Source organism: Lactobacillus laiwuensis (assembly GCF_019972835.1).
Classification (GTDB): domain Bacteria; phylum Bacillota; class Bacilli; order Lactobacillales; family Lactobacillaceae; genus Lactobacillus; species Lactobacillus laiwuensis.
Map to the genome: position 1 here is coordinate 174660 of NZ_BPPB01000006.1, position 18826 is coordinate 193485.

Here is an 18826-nt window from a genome sequence, read left to right on the forward strand (position 1 = left end):
AAAGGGGTACTTTACCGAAATGAATGCAGAAGAAAAATTTCGAGAATGGCAAAATGCACACAACATGCCAAATTACTTGCAAGCACAGTTAGCAAAAATGGGTCAGGATCCCAAATGGATTGAAGATGCATTTGGCCAGGATATTAACTTTGGTACTGCTGGGATGCGTGGCAGACTTGAGCCTGGGACCAATCGTATTAATTTATATACTGTGGGTCGAATGACCGAAGGATTGGCCCGGCTGATCGATGAAAAGGGTGAAAAAGCTCAAAAAAGAGGTGTAGTGATCTCTTTTGATTCTCGCTACCATTCCCGCGAATTTGCGGAACAGGCAGCGCAAATTTTAGGAGCCCATAATATTCATGTTTATCTCTTTGATGATTTAAGACCAACACCTGAATTATCATTTGCTGTTAGGTACTTACACGCTGCAGCCGGAATTAATATTACTGCTTCTCATAATGCCAAACAATATAATGGTTACAAGGTTTATGGTGCCGATGGTGCCCAAATGGGGCCTGAAGATGCTGAGCGTGTTTTTGAATACTCCCAAAAAGTAACTAATATATTTACAGTTAATAGCGCATCGGTAACTCAACTTCGTGCTCAGGGAATTTTACAGTTAATTGGAGAAGATCTTGACGAGGCATATTTAGCTGAACTGAAAACGGTAAATGTTAATACTGAACTTATAGAGCAAAATGCAAATAGGCTAACCATTATTTACACTCCTTTGCATGGCACAGGCAAAATACTTTATGAACGCGCTTTTAGACAAAATGGTTTTAGTAAAGTAATACCCGTTCCTAGTCAGGCAATCATCGATCCGGAATTTCCCACTACTAAAAAACCAAATCCTGAATACCGCGATGTTTTTGATCCAGGGATTAAGCTGGCAAATGAAAAAAAAGCTGATTTAATCATTGCCACTGACCCTGATGCAGATCGTATGGGTGCTTGTGTGCGCACAAAAAATGGTGGTTTTCAAGTATTAACGGGTAATCAAATTGCTACCTTGATGATTTATTATTTATTAGTTAATTTGAAAAATAATGGCCAACTCACCAGTGATTATGAATTAATTACTTCTATAGTTTCGAGTAGTATGCCACTTAAAATTGCAGAGGACTTTGGTATCAAAACAAAATCAGTTTTGACGGGTTTTAAATTTATTGGCGAAGAAATTGATCGCATGAATAAAATGCACGACGGCAAATTTTTAATGGGCTTTGAAGAAAGCTATGGTTACCTTTTTAAACCATTTGCTCGAGATAAAGATGCTATGCAGGGAGCGCTAATGTTTGCTGAAGTAGCCTCTTATTATGCCTCAAGGAAGATGACAGTCCTAGACGGTTTGAATGAAATCTGGCAAAAATATGGCACATCCTATGAAATTACTAAAGCTATAGAGATGCCAGGAATTGGTGGACAAAAGAAAATGGCGGAATTAATGGCAAAATTGCGTTCTGAAAATTTACCAGAAATAAATGGAGTGCCAGTCGTTAAAATTCAAGACTTTTTGAAGCAGCAGGAATTTAATAAAGATGGCGCTAAACCAATGAGTGACTTACCTAAATCAAATGTATTGAAGTACTTTTTAGCTGATGAAACTTGGTTAGCTTTGAGGCCGTCCGGTACAGAACCTGTGATTAAGGCTTATGTTGGAGTAAATAAACCAGACATTGCGACTGCACATGAAGCAGCCGCAAGTTATCAAAAAGCATTGGCAAAACTGTTAAAATAAAACAAAAAGGATGCGAAAATACGTTCGAAAGTGTAAAATATAATAAGTCAAAATAAGAGTTGAGCTGTTTGGTCCAACTTTTTCTACGAGGGGTCTTTCGATGATTAAACGACAAGAAGAACGTAAATTTGATCTGGTTTCAAAATTTAATCCAGCAGGTGATCAGCAACAAGCAATTGATAAATTAGCTGCTGGTTTTAAAAGGGGTTATAAAGAACAGATTTTGGAAGGTGCTACCGGTACAGGTAAAACTTTCACGATGGCCAATATTATAGCGAAATTAAATAAACCTACTTTAGTCATTTCTCATAATAAGACTTTAGTTGGCCAGCTTTACGGGGAATTTAAAGAGTTTTTCCCCCACAATGCCGTTGACTATTTCGTATCATATTATGATTATTACCAGCCGGAAGCTTATGTTCCTCAATCTGATACCTATATTGAAAAGGACTCAGCGATTAATGATGAAATTGACCAGTTGCGACACCAAGCTACCAGTGACTTAATGGAACGTAACGACGTTATAATCGTTGCATCTGTTTCGTGTATCTACGGCTTAGGTGATCCTAAAGAATATGCTGCAAGCGTGATTACTGTTCATAAGGGTGAAGAATATCACAGAAATACTCTGCTGCGTGATTTGGTCAATATCCAATATGACCGCAATGATATTGACTTTCAACGTGGCCGTTTTCGCGTTCGCGGGGATGTGGTAGAAGTTTTCCCTGCTGGAAATTCTAATCATGCTTATCGAATCGAATTTTTTGGTGATGAAATTGACAGAATTGTGGAAGTAGACTCTTTAACTGGTGAAGTGATTGGTGAAAGAGAGAGCATTTCACTGTTTCCGGCTACTCACTTTATGACCAATGAAGAACAGATGAGAAGGGCTCTTAAAGCAATTTCACAAGAAATGAATATTCAGGTGAAAAAGTTTGAGGGCGAAGGCAAGTTGTTAGAAGCAGAACGGATTAAGCAGCGCACTACCTTTGACATGGAAATGATGGGTGAAGTTGGCTATACCAACGGTATTGAAAACTATTCTCGTCATATGGAAGGCCGTAAAGAGGGCGAGCCGCCTTATACTTTGCTGGATTTCTTCCCTGATGACTTCTTAATTTTAATTGATGAATCACATGCTACAATGCCGGAAATACGGGCAATGTATAACGGTGATCGCAATCGTAAAAAGACTCTAATTGATTATGGCTTTCGTTTACCTTCAGCACTTGACAACAGACCCTTGAAACTGGCTGAATTTGAAAAACATGTAAATCAAATTCTTTATGTGTCAGCGACTCCGGGAGATTATGAACTGGAACGCACAGATCACAAAGTTGAGCAAATCATTAGACCAACAGGTTTGCTTGACCCCAAGATTGAAGTTAAACCAGTTGAAGGACAAATTGATGATTTGGTCGCCGAAATTAACAAACGCATTGAAAAGAATGAACGTGTTTTTGTTACTACATTAACGAAGAAAATGGCAGAGGATCTGACAGATTATTTGAAAGATCTGGGTATTAAAGTACAATATCTGCATTCAGATGTTAAAACATTGGAACGGATGCAGATTTTGCGTGATTTGCGGACTGGCAAGTATGACGTTTTGATTGGGATCAACTTATTGCGTGAAGGAATTGACGTACCGGAAGTTTCACTGGTTGCCATACTTGACGCTGATAAAGAAGGCTTTTTGCGTGCATATAGACCTCTTGTTCAGACAATGGGCCGGGCTTCAAGAAATGCTGATGGTGCGGTAATTATGTATGCTGACACGATTACTGACTCAATGAGAGAAGCCATTGAAGCAACACAGAGAAGACGTAAATTACAGATTAAGTTTAATGAAGAACACGGGATGAAACCGAAAACAATTGTTAAACCTATTAGGGATGTTATTTCTGCCACAAAAGTTGCCGATGAAGACAGTCAAAGCGATAGTTTTGCCGATCTGAATTTTGATGAACTAACCGTTAAACAAAAGAGAACCATGATCAAAGACTTGCGCAAGCAAATGCAGGATGCCGCCAAGAAACTTGACTTTGAAGGAGCCGCTACTTTACGGGATGCGATCATGGAATTGGAGAGCTCAACTAGAAGCCCAATTAAGAAAAAAGGAAAAGCATTAAATGGTAAATGATAAGATTGTTATTCGGGGTGCCCGTGAACATAATTTAAAAGACATTAACCTGTCAATTCCTAAGGACAAATTGGTCGTTATTACTGGTTTGTCAGGTTCTGGGAAAAGTTCTTTAGCTTTTGATACATTATATGCTGAAGGACGCAGAAGATATGTTCAGTCATTATCAAGCTATGCACGGCAATTTTTGGGTCAAATGGACAAACCTGATGTTGATTCTATTGATGGTTTAAATCCTGCGATTTCAATTGATCAGAAAACTACCTCACATAATCCCAGGTCAACAGTTGGCACAGTGACTGAAATCAATGACTATCTGCGATTATTATGGGCTCGAGTTGGGCATCCGGTTTGTCCAAATGATGGCACCTTAATTGAGCGCCAGTCAGTCGAGCAGATGGTAAATCGTATTTTAGCTTTACCTGAGCGAAGTCGTATACAAATCCTGGCACCAGTAATTAGATCTAAAAGAGGCGCTCATAAAGAAGTTTTTAAACGGGTACAACGCGCCGGATATGTGCGTGTCATTGTCGATGGCACTATGCATGAGATTGGTGAAGAATTCGATTTAGAAAAGAATAAACGTCATTCGATTGATATCGTTGTCGATCGTTTAATTGTTAAAGAAGGTATTCGCTCGCGACTTTTTGATTCAGTAGAAGCTGCTTTGCGTTTATCGGACGGTTATATGAATGTTGATGTTATCGGTGGTGATATGATCAATTTTTCAGAGTACTATGCTTGTCCTAAATGTGGTTTTACTGTAGGTGAAATGGAACCGCGTCTATTTTCTTTTAACGCACCATTTGGAGCCTGTCCTGATTGTGATGGCTTGGGTGTGAAGTTATCAGTCGATGAAGATTTAGTTGTCCCAGATAGAAATAAAACTTTGGCAGAAGGTGCAATCGCACCATGGAAGAATTCGAAGTACTATGGGGAAATGCTTGAACAAGCTTGTGCAGCGTTAAAAATTCCCCTAGACAGACCTTTTGGCAAATTAACTAAAAAGCAAAGAGAGACGATTTTGCATGGCTCAACTAAAAAAATTAAATTTCATGTAACTGGTGATTTTGGAGTTAATGACACTACTGCACCTTTTGAGGGTGCCATGGAAAATGTTGAAAGACGTTATTACCATCCAATGTCCAAATTCATGCGTGATGTTATGGGAAAATATATGACTGAGCTGACTTGTTCAACCTGTCATGGCAAGCGGTTAAATCGTAAAGCCCTGGCTGTCAAAGTCAATGGCAAAGACATTGCCGAAGCTTCTGATTTGGCAATTAGTCATGCTCTTGAATTTTTCACAGATATCAAGCTTGACGAGCAGGAGTCAGTAATTGCAAAACCGATATTAAAAGAAGTGCGCGATCGACTCAATTTTTTGAATAGTGTAGGCTTAGATTACCTGACACTGTCACGTTCTGCTAACACTTTGTCTGGTGGCGAAGCTCAAAGAATTCGACTCGCAACTCAAATTGGTTCTAATCTTTCAGGTGTTATGTATGTTCTCGATGAACCTTCAATTGGTTTGCACCAACGTGATAATGACAGGTTGATCGCTGCTCTAAAGCGCATGCGTGATTTGGGCAATTCACTTATCGTTGTCGAGCATGATGACGAAACTATGAGACAAGCTGACTACTTGATTGATATGGGACCAGGTGCTGGTACATACGGCGGTAAAGTCATGGCTGCCGGAACTCCTGAAGAAGTTGAACAAAACAATAAATCCTTAACCGGGCAATATATGTCCGGTAAGAAGTTTGTTCCTGTGCCTTTGAAAAGGCGTAAAGGCAATGGTAAAAAAATCACATTAACAGGTGCGGCAGAAAATAATCTTAAAAACCTCAAGGTTGAATTTCCTTTAGGCAAATTAATTGTGGTTACTGGAGTTTCCGGATCCGGCAAGTCAACTCTAGTTAATATGATATTAAAGCGTGCCTTGGCACAGAAATTAAATAGAAATCAAACCAAACCCGGCAAATATAAGAGTATTAGCGGCTATCAAAATATTGAAAAAATTATTGATATTGACCAAAGCCCAATCGGACGCACTCCACGTAGTAATCCTGCTACATATACTAGTGTCTTTGATGATATTAGAGCTCTGTTTGCGCAAACAAATGAAGCTAAACTACGTGGTTATACCAAAGCACGTTTTTCATTTAATGTTAAAGGCGGTCGTTGTGAAGCCTGCCATGGCGATGGCATTATCAAGATTGAAATGAACTTCCTACCGGACGTTTATGTTCCTTGTGAAGTATGTCATGGGAGTCGTTATAACTCTGAAACTTTAGAAGTTACTTACCGCAAGAAAAATATCGCGCAAGTGTTGGATATGACAATTAGCGAAGCATGCGGCTTTTTTAAAAATATCCCTAAAATTGCACGAAAATTGCAAACGATTGTAGATGTCGGCCTAGGCTATGTCAAATTGGGTCAATCTGCAACTACTCTTTCTGGTGGGGAAGCTCAAAGAATGAAGCTGGCTGCTGAACTGCAAAAGTTGTCAACGGGAAAGAACTTCTATATTCTCGATGAACCAACGACTGGACTTCATACTGATGACATTAAGCGGTTACTGGAAGTCTTACAAAGATTGGTTGATCAAGGAAATACTGTTTTAATAATTGAACATAATCTTGATGTGATTAAAAATGCTGATTGGTTAATTGACCTAGGTCCTGAAGGAGGAGAAGCTGGTGGCAAAATAGTTGCTACTGGAACTCCAGAACAGGTGGCACAAGTTAAGGAAAGTTATACTGGTCAGTACTTAAAACCCGTGCTTAAACGTGATACGGCATTAACTGAAAAGGCTAGTAAAAAAGCAAGTAAATAGTATTAATTTATTGCGATAAAGTGTACAATAAAGCGCAAGGAGGAATAGAAATGGATAACTTTTCTAGTTACAGAGAAAATCGCGGGTTTAACTGGGCAGCATTTATCTCTGGTATTTTAATGGTAATTGCTGGGCTGTTCTTGTTACGTCATCCTGGTAAAGCACTTCATGCCTTTGTATTGCTTTTTGCTATTGTGTCTATTGTTCAGGGATTCGTGTGGCTGGTATTCTACAGTCGTTTTCGTTACTTTATCCCTTCCAGTTGGTTATCGATTGTTTCAGGGGTGCTGGATATTATTGTCGGAATTTTATTTCTCTATTCATACGATGCTGCGGGCTTGACAATCGCTTACTTGTTTGCCTTTTGGTTCTTATTTGATTCAATTACCGGGATCATTTTTTCATGGAGTATGAGGAAGATTTCTACCTTTTTCTTTTGGCTCAATTTAATATTAAATATTTTAGGGTTACTGATAGCAATTAGTTTGATGTTTAATCCTGCATTATCAGCTTTAACATTAATCTGGCTGGTTTCCTTCTGGTTGCTAATCTTTGGTATTAATCAGGTAATTGCAGCATTTGTCAACAGATAATTTTAAAAAGTTCATTTGAACTTTTTTTTTGCCAAAAAAGTAATGAAACACCTGGTATGTTATAATTTTAGTAATAGGAGGTCAGCGAAAATGGCTAAGCATAAAAAGCAGCTACTGATTGTTACAGGCATGAGTGGTGCAGGGAAAACCGTGGCTTCTCATGCTTTAGAGGATATGGGCTATTTTGTGGTTGATAATTTACCTCCATCGCTTTTATCTAGTTTTTGGGACTTAATTGTTAATTCGGATGATTTTACTAAAGTAGCAGTTGTAATTGATTTGCGTGTTAGACGATTTTATAAAGATCTTGATAATGAAATTAATTCGCTGGAAGACAATGGTACTGTCCAAACTAGAATTATTTTTCTGGATGCTGCAGATAATACTTTAGTAGCACGTTATAAAGAAACAAGGCGTGTTCCGCCATTGGCCAATAATGGACGCTTACTTGATGGTATTCAGGAAGAACGACGAATTTTAACCAGCATTAAGAGCCGGGCAAATGATATAATTGATACTTCTAATCTAAGTCCAAAAGAATTGAAACAAGAACTGGCAAATAGGTTTAGTGAACTGCATAAACAGCCCTTTTCAATTGAGGTATTATCTTTTGGTTTCAAATATGGTATGCCGATTGACGCTGATATCGTGATGGATGTCAGATTTTTGCCTAATCCGTTTTATATACCAGAATTACGCCCTTTTACTGGACTTGATAAAAGAGTTTTTAATTATGTGATGGAGAAAAAGGAAACGCGCAGTTTTTATCAGAAATTTCTGGACTTATTAAAAGATGCTTTACCAGGTTATATCAAAGAGGGTAAAAGCAAGTTGACTATTGCCATTGGTTGTACAGGTGGACAGCATCGCAGTGTTGCAATTGCAAAGCAATTAGCCAAAGATTTGGCTGAAGACTACACGGTTGACCTAACCCATCGCGAAATTAGTCGTTACACTAGAAATAGGTGATTATATGACATTTGGTGAAAAAACAAATCATACCAGTAAAAGCAGGAGACCGCAGGTTGTGGTTATTGGTGGCGGTACCGGTTTGCCTGTTGTTTTGACTGCACTCAAAGAGCAAAATGCTGATATCACAGCAATTGTAACGGTATCAGATGACGGTGGTTCTTCTGGCTCAATTCGCAACTTTATTAACGTTGTTCCACCGGGGGATATCCGTAATGTCTTAGTTTCGTTAAGTGAAATATCCCAAGAAGAAAAAGACGTTTTTCAGTACCGCTTTGATTCTTCTGATTCCTTTTTCTCTGGTCATGCCATTGGTAATTTGATTATTGCTGCTTTGAATGAAATGCACGGAAATATTTTTGATGCTGTCCAGTCTTTATCTAAAATGATGAAAGTAGACGGACATGTTCTCCCAGCTTCTAATGAGCCTTTAACGCTTAACGCTGAGTTTGTTGATGGTTCCGTTCAAGCTGGTGAAAAAGAAATTACTGATAAAGACAAAAGAATTAAACGAGTATGGGTTACAAATACAAATTCCAAGTCTGAACCAGAAGCTGTACCGCCAGTTTTGGAGGCAATTAAAAAAGCTGATGCTGTAGTCTTAGGCCCTGGAAGTTTGTTCACATCAATCTTGCCTAATCTGATGATTCCTAATTTAGGAGAAGCAGTCAAAGAAACTAACGCAGAAGTAATATATATTTGCAATATCATGACTCAGCTAGGCGAAACGGATCACTTTTCAGATTGTGACCATGTCAGAGTAATCAATGCCCATCTTGGTGGGCATTATATTAATACAACTTTGGTTAATGGTGCCAGAATAGATATGTCCAAGTTTAATCCTAAAGATTATGATGCCTACCTTGAACCTGTTAAAAATGATTTCAAGGGATTACGTGAGCAGGGGTGTCGCGTGATTACTGATGATTTTATTGACCAGCATAGTGGCTTGGTTTTTCATGATGGCAAAAAAGTAGCTGAGGAAATCATCAACTTGGCATATGCCGCAATGTCTCGTAGGAAGGAATAACAAACAATGGCAAGCTATGCAAGTAATGTGAAAAAAGAGTTGACCTCATTACCTATTCATCCTGAACATGCTAAAGCAGAATTGGCTGCTTTTTTGCGCATGAATGGTGTCTTAAATTTTCACGAGCATCAGTTTAGCCTTGATATAACTACTGAAAATCCTGCAATTGCTAGACGTATATTTTCTTTAATAAAAACTGCATATAAAGTTGAGCCACAATTAATAGTTTCACGCAAAATGAAGCTTAAGAAAAATAACCAGTATTTGGTACGACTGCAAAATCATGTCAAAGAAATACTGAATAATTTAGAAATTTTAACGCCCTCGTTAAATTTAATCACCAGAATCCCAGACAGAATCATTAAGTCACGTGAAGGAGCAATGTCATATCTCAGGGGTGCGTTTTTAGCCAGTGGCAGTGTGAATAATCCCAATACGAGCAGGTATCATTTAGAGATTTATTCTATTTATCAAGATCATAATGATGATCTACTTAAGATTATGAATGATCGTTTTAATTTGAATGCTAAAAGTACGAAAAGACGACGAGGTTATATTGTATACCTAAAAGAAGCTGAAAAAATTGGTGACTTTTTACATATTGTTGGAGCGTTGAATGCGATGCTGTCTTTTGAAGATCTGCGTATTATGCGTGATATGCGTAATTCTGTCAACCGGCTTGTTAATTGTGATACAGCCAATTTAAAAAAGACTGCAAATGCAGCAGCGAAACAGGTTGAAGACATAGAACTAATTGAGCGTAAAATTGGCTTAGAAAATATTCCTGAAAAGTTGCAGGGATTGGCTAGACTACGATTAGAGGAACCGGAACTGTCACTGAAAGAAATAGCGCAGCAGGTTCCGGACGGTCCAATATCAAAATCAGGAGTCAATCATCGTTTTAAAAAAATTCATGATATAGCGGAAAACATTCAGAAATAAAAAAAGAAACTCATCCATGTGAATGAGTTTCTTTTTTTATTATGTTGAAGTAATAATAAGATCGATGCCATTATTTATAATGCTCTTGGCAATATTGATTGGTGGGGTTTTATCAGTGATAATAGTTTGAATTTTTTTTGAATTGAAATCCGATAAAAGAATGTAGTCTTTTTTGCCAAACTTAGTATGATCAATTAATAATATTGTCTTCTGTGATTTGTCGATTGCAGCTCTCTTCATGTAAGTTTGGCTTTCATCTGCCATATATATTCCATTCTCATCAATTGAGCTGCATGAAATGAAATTTAAGTTAGGGCGATAATTATTATCAAGATCAGCAATTGCTTTTGGACCCAAAATTGAATTAGAACGGTTTGATATTTGGCCTCCTAAAACTGAAATATCAATATTTTCTAATTGTGTTACTTCGTCAACAATATTGATATTATTCGTAATAATATGCAAATTTTCTTTTCCAGCAAAATACTTAGGCAAAAAAGTTAAGGTGGATGATCCATCTAAAAAAATTGCGGCTCCATTAGTAATTAAATCAGCTGCGTACTTACAAAGTTTATTCTTTACAGCTACATTTTCACTCTTCCTAGTTGCATATGCAATTTCGACATTGGAATTTTCAAGCAAGCTCACATATCCATGAGTCCGGCTAATTGTATTTGTTGCCTGTAAACTCATAAGATCCCTTCTTAAGGTTGAAATACTAATTCCAAGTTTTTCTTGTAATTTTTTGGTACTAACTCTCTTGTTTTTAGCTAGAATATCGATTATTTGCTGTAATCGATCTGCTTTTGGAACATTCAACATAACTCCCCCAATTATTCAATAATAAAAATAACATATTAACAAAAGAAACTAAATATGAAGATATTAAAGATTTTTTTAGCCTTCATATTTCAGTAATAGGTTATTAAGTTAAATATCTTGACAAGATTAATTATAGCGTTTACAAGCCATAAATACTTATATATGAATTTTTGTATATTTTAATTAAAAGTTTGAACATTTTTGAACAAATATTGGCTTTTACTTAAATTAACTCTTGAAATGAAATTGGAAGCGTTTTATAATCTTATTGTAATCAAAAAGTTCATAAAAGTTCGAACATATGAACAAAAGGAGGATTTAATGAGTAGTTACGCAAATTTATTTGACCGAAATCTTGTTTTTTGGAATATTCATGCAGATAGTTGCACGGATTTATACCAAAAGATAGCGAATAAGCTTGAGAATGCTAATGTTGTGGAGACAAGCTATTTTAAAGCTTTAACTGATAGAGAAAAAGAATTTCCTACTGGGCTGAATACGCAATATTTACCTATTGCTTTACCACATGCTAATCCAGAAAATGTAAAAAAGGCATTTATAGCTGTTGTGAAAACCACATCTAAAATCAACATGAAACAAATGGGGACTAATGAAGATATGGAAAGTCAATATTTTTTCTTTTTGGGAATTGTTAAAGAAAAACAGGATTTGCAAGTTAAGTTATTACAAAGATTTATGCAGCTGATGAATGACGAAAGTTTCGTTAAGTCGTTTAAAAAGCTGTCGAAACCAGAAGAAGTTTATGAATTTTTAGTAAATAGATTTTAAGGAGTTTATTATGTTAAAAATTGTTGTTGCGTGCGGCAGTGGTATTGCTACTAGTGAAACAGTTGTAGGGACAGTGAAATCTTTTTTAGAAGACCATTCAGTTAAAGGTGTAGAGGTTGAAGCAACCGATTTTAAGCAACTAGCCAGTGTTTTGCCAAATTATGATATTTATGTTTGGTTAGCAAAACCTACACCGGAGATTCATGATATTTGCAAAAAAGAGGGAATTCCTGAAGTAAATGGAGTTGATATTTTGACAGGGTCAAAAGGTGACAAAACTTATCTAGAGTTGGTCAATGCCATGATGTCATTAAAAAGTAAAGCATAGTGAAAGGGGATGAGTTAAATGGAAATATTAAAAAACGTAGTCAATTATGTTCTTAACTTAGGGGCTGCGGTCTTCGTACCATTGATTATGTTCGTCATCTCTATCATAGCAAGATTAAAGTTGAGTAAAGCAGTTAAAGCCTCACTTACATTGGGTGTTGCTTTTAGTGGAATGACTTTGGTTGTTAATTACATGACTGATTCCATTTCGCCGGCTGCCAAGGCAATGTCTAAGATGTTGCACTTAAGTTTGAATGCTATTGACCAGGGGTGGCCTGGTGTAGCTGCAATCACCTGGTCATACAAAGCAGCATTTTTGTTCTTTCCGTTCTTGTTACTAATTAATTTTGTCATGCTGACATTTAATTGGACAAAAACCTTGAACGTAGATATGTGGAATGTTTGGAACAAGATCTTCACGTATGTTGTGGTCCTATACTTTACACATAATGCCATTTATGGGTTCATTGTTGCTGGCATTCAAATTGTTTTAGAACTAAAAGCAGGGGACATGTGGCAAAGACACATTCAAGACCTGACTGGAATTCCGGGAGTTACTGTGCCTCATTTCGTGACCTTATTTGCAGTTGTACTAATGCCACTTAATAAACTGTTAGATTTTATTCCAATAATGAATAAACCAGCTGATGCTAATGCTATCCAAAAGAAAATTGGTATTTTTGCTGATAACTCAGTAATGGGTGCGATTATTGGATTGTTATTAGGTTTTGGAGCAGGTTATTCTGTTTCGGGTTCCTTAAAACTTGCCATTGAGGCCGCAGCAGCCATGACAATGTTTCCAATGATTTCAAAATTATTCATGGAAGCATTAAATCCGATAGCTAATGCTATGAATGAAATGATGAAGAAACATTTCAAGGGTCGGCAAGTATTTATTGGCTTAGATTGGCCAATTCTCGCAGGAAGAAATGAATTATGGGTTACAGTAATCATTTTAGTACCAGTTATGTTAATTATGGCGATGGTTTTACCTGGTAACACAGTTTTACCATTTGCCGGAATAATAAATCTGTCATTTGTAGTTGCAGCTTTGCTTTTAACAGGAGCAAACCTGTGGAGAATGCTGACCTTAGGTATCATTACAACCCCAATTTTCTTATACGGAGCAACCTATTTTGCACCAGTTATTACCAATTTGGCCAAATCGACTGGAGCCGTTCATGTTAATCCTGGTCAACAGCTGTCATGGTCAACTTTTGAAGGACCAGATTTTAGATTATTTTTTGCACAAGCCTTTAATGGCAAATGGTGGGCAATAGCTGCTGCTTTAGTATGGTTATTAATTTTTGTTTGGCTTTATAAAGATCAAAATAAAATTGCCTTGCCTAGCGAACGTTATGCCTTAAATAATGGTCAGGCTAATAATGCAGAAAGTACACAAGTCGATCTTAGAGTTAATGAAGAAGATAAATCGTGGAGTATTTCTAGTATTGATGGCATCGATTTTGCTAATGTGCATAAAAAGATTCCAAGTCCTGCAACAAAACGCAACTTTACAATCAACGATATTAATGACGTAGATTTTACGAATTTTAACAAATAAAACGGAGTAATCAAATGAAAGATAAAACTCCAAAATCGAAAAAACTAACCAAAATATGGTGGTCATTTGCTTTATTCATTAACATAATCTTAACGATTCAAGCTATTTTGACTCAAAATATTATGGGTTGCATCAGCGTAACCTTATTTGGCCTTTTTATAGCTAAATATGGTGATCCAGTAATTTTTGAAAATTATAATCGCCAAAAAGAAATTAAGTATCAAGCTGCGTATAAAAAACGTAAAGAATATGAAGTAAGGAAAAGAGATAATTAGATGATAGAGAATTACAATATAACTAAGGAAAGACTTCCTTTTGAAAATGAACGTAAAGATATAGCTGAAGTAGCACGCGAAATGTTTAACCGGAAAATGACAAATATCGCTGGTGGAAATATTTCCGTCAAAATTACTCCAGATGAAACTTTCTCTTATGATAACCAGACATATTATGCCAATCATGATTATTTACTAATGACTCCCACATTTATGTCAGAAGCATGGTTTTCAAAATTAAATGCTTCTCAAATCTTAGTCATTGATTTGGAAACAGGCGAAAAAATGGCTGGTGAAGGTAGATTAACCCGTGAAATTAACATGCATATAGGAGCATACAAAGCAAATAAAGACATTAGAGTAGTTTATCATTCTCATGCACCAAAATGTATGTTTTGGGCTACTTTAGGTCAGGACATGCCTAACTTAACAGAAATTACATCTTTTAATGTACCTCTTGGAAAAATTAAGTGCTTACCTTATCGTGAAGCATGTAGTAAAGAACTCGCTGATCTAGTCCATGATGAGCTGGTGAAACTTGGTACCGGTGCTAAAGAAAATATTTTTCTATTAAACAGCCACGGAGTTTTAATTACTGAAACAGATCTGCATGCTGCAGCTCAAGTTTTAGAAACAGTTGAGTGGAATGCGGAGATTGCATATAAACAGGCAATCTTTAAGAAATTAGGAATCATAGATCAATATCAATCACGTGGCAAAAGTACTGATGGTATGGTAGGTTAAATTGACAGACTAAAAGTAAATATCTATTCAAACAAAAAGGAAGTCAAATGCAATAATTTGACTTCCTTTTTACTCTTAAGAGCATCAATTTTTTGGTTGATAATTAATTTTATTTCTTTTGGTTAACCATAATTTCATCGATTAAACCATAGTCTTTAGCTTGCTGTGCGGTCATGTAATTGTCCCGCTCAGTGTCCTTTTGAATTTTTTCTAAAGGCTGACCAGTAGTTTCATGCAAAATTCTGTTAATCTTTTCACGGCTCTTTAAAATTTCATTGGCAGCAATTTGAATGTCTGTTTGCTGACCCTGTGCACCACCTAAAGGCTGGTGAATTAGAACCGTGGAATTAGGTAATGCAAAACGTTTACCTTTTGCACCACTCGTCAGTAAAATGGAAGCCATAGAGGCTGCCATACCTATAGCGATGGTTGAAACATCAGATTTAATAAAATTCATGGTATCCATGATTGCTAAACCAGAAGTAATCACACCACCTGGTGAGTTAATGTAAAGTGAAATATCCTTGGTGTTGTCTTGAGCATCAAGAAATAGTAATTGTGCAATAATTGAATTTGCCATATCATCGTTAATTTCACCACTTAACATGATGATTCTGTCTTTCAATAAACGTGAATATATGTCATATGCGCGTTCGCCGCGTGCAGTTTGTTCAATAACTGTAGGTACAAGCATCTTTCTACCTCCTAAATATAATTAGCACTCTATCAAGTACAGTGCTAATTAAATCACTTACATTACTTGCTGTCAATGAAAGTGTATTAAAATTGTATTCTTTTTAATAAGGTTTTTATTATATAATTTAGATGTAAACTTAAATATTGGAGGATATATTTTGAAGCTTTATAAGAAAACAATAACCTATTTGCTGACTTTAGTTGCCGGATTATTGATCTATACCGGTTTGTCAACTACATCAGTTGCGGCAGATTCCAGTAGCACTCAGCCGCCAGTTCAAGATGATAGTAATAAATCATCGAATAGCTCAACTGATGCAAATTCTGATAATACTGATGCCAATAAATCAGGTCAAACTGATCAAAATGGTACAGATGATCAGGATAATACTAAGCCTAAACCCAAACAGGTTGTTACCGGTTTTGCTATGATGACAAAAGTTGCCGGTAATAAGAACTATAAGGTTTGGAAAGAAGTTAAAGACGGCAAAGTTAATACTAAAGTAGCTGATGGCATAAATTTTCAGTATAGTCATATTCAGTCTGACCAACTGATCGAAACCAAAAAATATCGTTATTGGCGTATTTATGTTAATGGTCGTGAAGTAGGCTATGTAAATGAAAATTACTTTGATAGAAACAAAATAGCTGTTCCTAAGACTGTTACTTTAGTTCGCAATGAGTTTTATAATTTTTCACCAAAAGATGCAATTTCATATGTCACTAACAGTATGGGAACTGTGATTGACAATAGTCAGGTAATTGTTTCTAAAGATAGTATAAATTGTGGTACTCCTAAAACATATAAAGTGAAATATACATATGGAGAGGCAACTGCCACAGTTAAAGTGACTGTTAGAAAGAGCACTAAAGAGGGAGTTGTTGATGCAGACACATTTAATTCCTTCCCTGCTCAACCGGGCACAAATGATTATCAAGCTTGGAAAACTCATTATGGTTCATCCTTAAACTATGTTAGTCCAACAGAGTATAGTCCTGAAGATAGTAAACATACCTTAACTAGTGGTGATTTGACACTGAAAACCAAGTTTTATCAACCAGTTTTATTAAGTGTTGCAGATCCAACAGATGATAACATCAATCGTGTCGGTCATATCCCAGAAGGAGTAACCGTTTCTGATGGGTGGGCCTATACCAGTCTTTTGAGTCATACAGATGTGATGTCTGGGCACATTGTAGGCTATGATTTGAACAAATTAACTAGTCCATATAATGCGCAGCACCTACTTGATATGACCCAAAAGAAGTTTAACAATTACGTTAAACATATCAAAGTTAGTCCGTATATTCCAATCGGCCACGGCCAAGCTATGGGTTCAAGCGACAAATACATTTATGTTTTAAACAACGACAATACTTTAAAAGACACAAATGATTCTGAAGAATTGATTCAAATACGTAAAAGTGACTTGCAGATTAATAAAATTTGGACAATCAAAGCGTGGATTGATGACGGCAAGACTAACCGCTATTTCCATAATGGTGTGATGATTTCTGACTATGACATGTATACCGTTTATCATGACACTGAAAATAATTGTTATGAATACTGGGAATTTACTCGTACCGGTGATAACTGGTATCCAAAAATAGTAGGAAAAACTGATGGCAACTTTGTTAATAACAATGCACCTGTCCAAGGTTTTACTTATGATCCCAAGCATAAAAACTTTTATTTAGCCTTTAACGATTTGATTTTTAAAATCGGTCGTAATGGTAAAATAAAAGATACCTACTCATTTGATACTGGTCGAGAAATCGAAGGCATCTCAATTAGCGATAATAAGCTGTATGTAAATCTAGCTCAAAGAGCTGAATTACTCGTAAGTATGAATATTAAGTAGCCAAAATAATTTGAAATAAGAGCTAAAAAGCTCTTATTTTTTGCTTACGAATAAAAAATTCCTTTAATAAAATTACGCGTTTATAAATCTTAAAGAAAGTTAAATATCGCTAATCTATAATTTTATAATCACATTTATTAATTATGTATAAATAATTATATTATATAAAAACAAAAAGCTAAAAAGTATTTCTAATAGCAAAAATTCTAAATTTGGTCCAAATCGTTTTTGTATGGTAATAAATAAAAAGTAAACTGCGACTATAATCTCTATTATTATTATTTTTATATGATGTTCCAAAACTGCTACAGCAGTTCTATTATAATTTGTAGCACTTTTACGATTAGTTTTATATATTAACTAAAGTAATTGTATGCAATATAAAATTTGGTTATTTTGTTAGGAAAATGACATCTTAATTAATGTTTCTATATAATTATAATAGATATAATTAAGTTTAAAATATCAGATTTGAATACTTGCCTTTTAAAGGAGTAAATAAATGAAAAAATGTCCCAATTGTGGTGCTTTGATGGAGGCTGACGTTAACTTTTGTACTAAATGCGGTACTGATTTGCGTAACATCAACAATACTCAAGCTAATAAATCAGAACTTAAGCCAAATGTTAACCCACCAATTATTCCAGAAAAAAATGAGTCGGAGCATATGAAACACAGTGCAACTCCGAACGAACAACAATCAATTTCTGATCAAGCTAGTCAAACTGAAAGCCAGTTTGCAGAGCCTAGAATAACGCCGCAGCCTCCACAGTACAATTCTCAGCCAATTTATTCAAATCAAGGACAAACAAATAATCAATATCAAACTTCGAATAGTGAAAGAAAAGAAAAGTTCAACAACTATTGGCAATGGTGTGTGGCATCATGGAAGCGCCCATTCTCAGAACTTACTGGAGAAAGTTGGTATGGCTGGGTGACGATCCTCGCAGAAGATATTGTGCTGGTTTTAGGAATTTATTTTGGAATGAAAGCCGTTGCTAATAGTTATGGTGCAAGTTCTTTTGGTCTTGGAAATACAGTTTCTGGAATTGCCTTTAATGCTACAATTGCATTATTATTTTTCTCAGTCCTTTTTGAAGTGATAGTTATTGGTGGCTATTATGCTGCTTATAGATTTATATATGGTCACGGCAAAAATTTGCTTGAATTTGTTAATTCTGGTGTTCACAGTAGTAATTTGAATTTAATCCTAATCGTTTTAACGTTTATCATCATGTTATTAGGATCAAGTAACGGTTCAGTGGCAGGTTTATTGTTTTTGCTAATAATTGCAAACTTCTTTATGGGTTTTCAGGTGACTACTTTAGGTGAAAATCTTAAGCCGGTACGTGACAAAATGTACGGCTACATTATTTCCTTCTTTATTATTATTATCGCGCTAATAATTTTGTTCTCTCTGATATATAGTTCAGCCTATGATTCATTAATGAATCAGTTGTTTTCAGCCTTTAGCTGATAAG

The 18826-nt window shown here is 36.0% G+C and carries 16 protein-coding genes; 14 read left to right on the plus strand and 2 right to left on the minus strand.

The window, feature by feature from the left end; genetic code table 11:
* Positions 1-19: 19 nt before the first annotated feature.
* The 7 genes from LDM92_RS06620 to whiA all read left to right on the plus strand — a co-directional run bounded on the left by LDM92_RS06620 (position 20) and on the right by whiA (position 10263).
* Positions 20-1744, plus strand: coding sequence for a phospho-sugar mutase (locus LDM92_RS06620; protein WP_223902531.1), 1725 nt, complete (start codon positions 20-22; stop codon positions 1742-1744).
* Between the two features lie 100 nt (positions 1745-1844).
* Positions 1845-3887 carry an excinuclease ABC subunit UvrB gene (uvrB, locus tag LDM92_RS06625; RefSeq protein WP_223902532.1) on the plus strand — a complete coding sequence of 681 codons (2043 nt, stop codon included), beginning with the start codon at positions 1845-1847 and terminating at the stop codon, positions 3885-3887.
* The gene (uvrA, locus tag LDM92_RS06630) at positions 3877-6729 is read left to right on the plus strand and encodes an excinuclease ABC subunit UvrA (RefSeq protein ID WP_223902533.1); all 2853 of its coding nucleotides are present in this window, start codon (positions 3877-3879) and stop codon (positions 6727-6729) included. The genes uvrB and uvrA overlap by 11 nt, the downstream gene beginning before the upstream one ends.
* 50 nt (positions 6730-6779) lie before the next feature.
* Positions 6780-7322 (plus strand): HdeD family acid-resistance protein, encoded by a 543-nt coding sequence (locus LDM92_RS06635; protein ID WP_223902534.1) that lies wholly within the window; start codon positions 6780-6782, stop codon positions 7320-7322.
* 90 nt (positions 7323-7412) lie between these two features.
* Positions 7413-8291 (plus strand): RNase adapter RapZ, encoded by an 879-nt coding sequence (gene rapZ / locus LDM92_RS06640; RefSeq protein WP_223902535.1) that lies wholly within the window; start codon positions 7413-7415, stop codon positions 8289-8291.
* Between the two features lie 4 nt (positions 8292-8295).
* Positions 8296-9321 carry a gluconeogenesis morphogenetic factor MgfK gene (mgfK, locus tag LDM92_RS06645; protein WP_223902536.1) on the plus strand — a complete coding sequence of 342 codons (1026 nt, stop codon included), beginning with the start codon at positions 8296-8298 and terminating at the stop codon, positions 9319-9321.
* Positions 9322-9327: 6 nt separating this feature from the next.
* The gene (gene whiA, locus LDM92_RS06650) at positions 9328-10263 is read left to right on the plus strand and encodes a DNA-binding protein WhiA (RefSeq protein ID WP_223902537.1); all 936 of its coding nucleotides are present in this window, start codon (positions 9328-9330) and stop codon (positions 10261-10263) included.
* A 39-nt stretch (positions 10264-10302) separates the two neighbouring features.
* Here whiA and LDM92_RS06655 read toward each other — a convergent pair whose 3' ends face one another.
* A complete protein-coding gene (locus LDM92_RS06655) occupies positions 10303-11085 on the minus strand; it encodes a DeoR/GlpR family DNA-binding transcription regulator (protein WP_223902538.1) in 783 nt (260 codons plus the stop codon).
* A 321-nt stretch (positions 11086-11406) separates the two neighbouring features.
* Here LDM92_RS06655 and LDM92_RS06660 point away from each other — a divergent pair, with 321 nt between their 5' ends.
* From LDM92_RS06660 to LDM92_RS06680, 5 genes are read left to right on the plus strand one after another with little or no spacing between them, the layout of a single operon-like run.
* Complete coding sequence (locus LDM92_RS06660) at positions 11407-11874, plus strand: PTS sugar transporter subunit IIA (protein ID WP_223902539.1); 468 nt, start codon at positions 11407-11409, stop codon at positions 11872-11874.
* Positions 11875-11884: 10 nt separating this feature from the next.
* On the plus strand, positions 11885-12202 hold the full coding sequence (locus LDM92_RS06665) for a PTS sugar transporter subunit IIB (protein ID WP_109586088.1): 318 nt from the start codon (positions 11885-11887) through the stop codon (positions 12200-12202).
* Positions 12203-12220: 18 nt separating this feature from the next.
* Complete coding sequence (locus LDM92_RS06670; RefSeq protein WP_223902540.1) at positions 12221-13765, plus strand: PTS galactitol transporter subunit IIC; 1545 nt, start codon at positions 12221-12223, stop codon at positions 13763-13765.
* Between the two features lie 14 nt (positions 13766-13779).
* Positions 13780-14040, plus strand: coding sequence for a hypothetical protein (locus tag LDM92_RS06675; RefSeq protein WP_223902541.1), 261 nt, complete (start codon positions 13780-13782; stop codon positions 14038-14040).
* Positions 14041-14784: a class II aldolase/adducin family protein gene (locus LDM92_RS06680; RefSeq protein WP_223902542.1), complete on the plus strand. Its 744-nt coding sequence runs from the start codon at positions 14041-14043 to the stop codon at positions 14782-14784.
* Between the two features lie 109 nt (positions 14785-14893).
* On the opposite strand, the gene clpP is transcribed toward LDM92_RS06680, so the two are convergent.
* Complete coding sequence (gene clpP / locus LDM92_RS06685; protein ID WP_034977497.1) at positions 14894-15478, minus strand: ATP-dependent Clp endopeptidase proteolytic subunit ClpP; 585 nt, start codon at positions 15476-15478, stop codon at positions 14894-14896.
* Positions 15479-15638: 160 nt separating this feature from the next.
* On the opposite strand from clpP, the gene LDM92_RS06690 reads away from it, so the two are divergent.
* Both LDM92_RS06690 and LDM92_RS06695 read left to right on the plus strand, forming a co-directional pair.
* Complete coding sequence (locus tag LDM92_RS06690; RefSeq protein ID WP_223902543.1) at positions 15639-17345, plus strand: SH3-like domain-containing protein; 1707 nt, start codon at positions 15639-15641, stop codon at positions 17343-17345.
* 502 nt (positions 17346-17847) lie between these two features.
* Positions 17848-18822, plus strand: coding sequence for a zinc ribbon domain-containing protein (locus LDM92_RS06695; protein WP_223902544.1), 975 nt, complete (start codon positions 17848-17850; stop codon positions 18820-18822).
* The last annotated feature ends 4 nt before the right edge of the window (positions 18823-18826 follow it).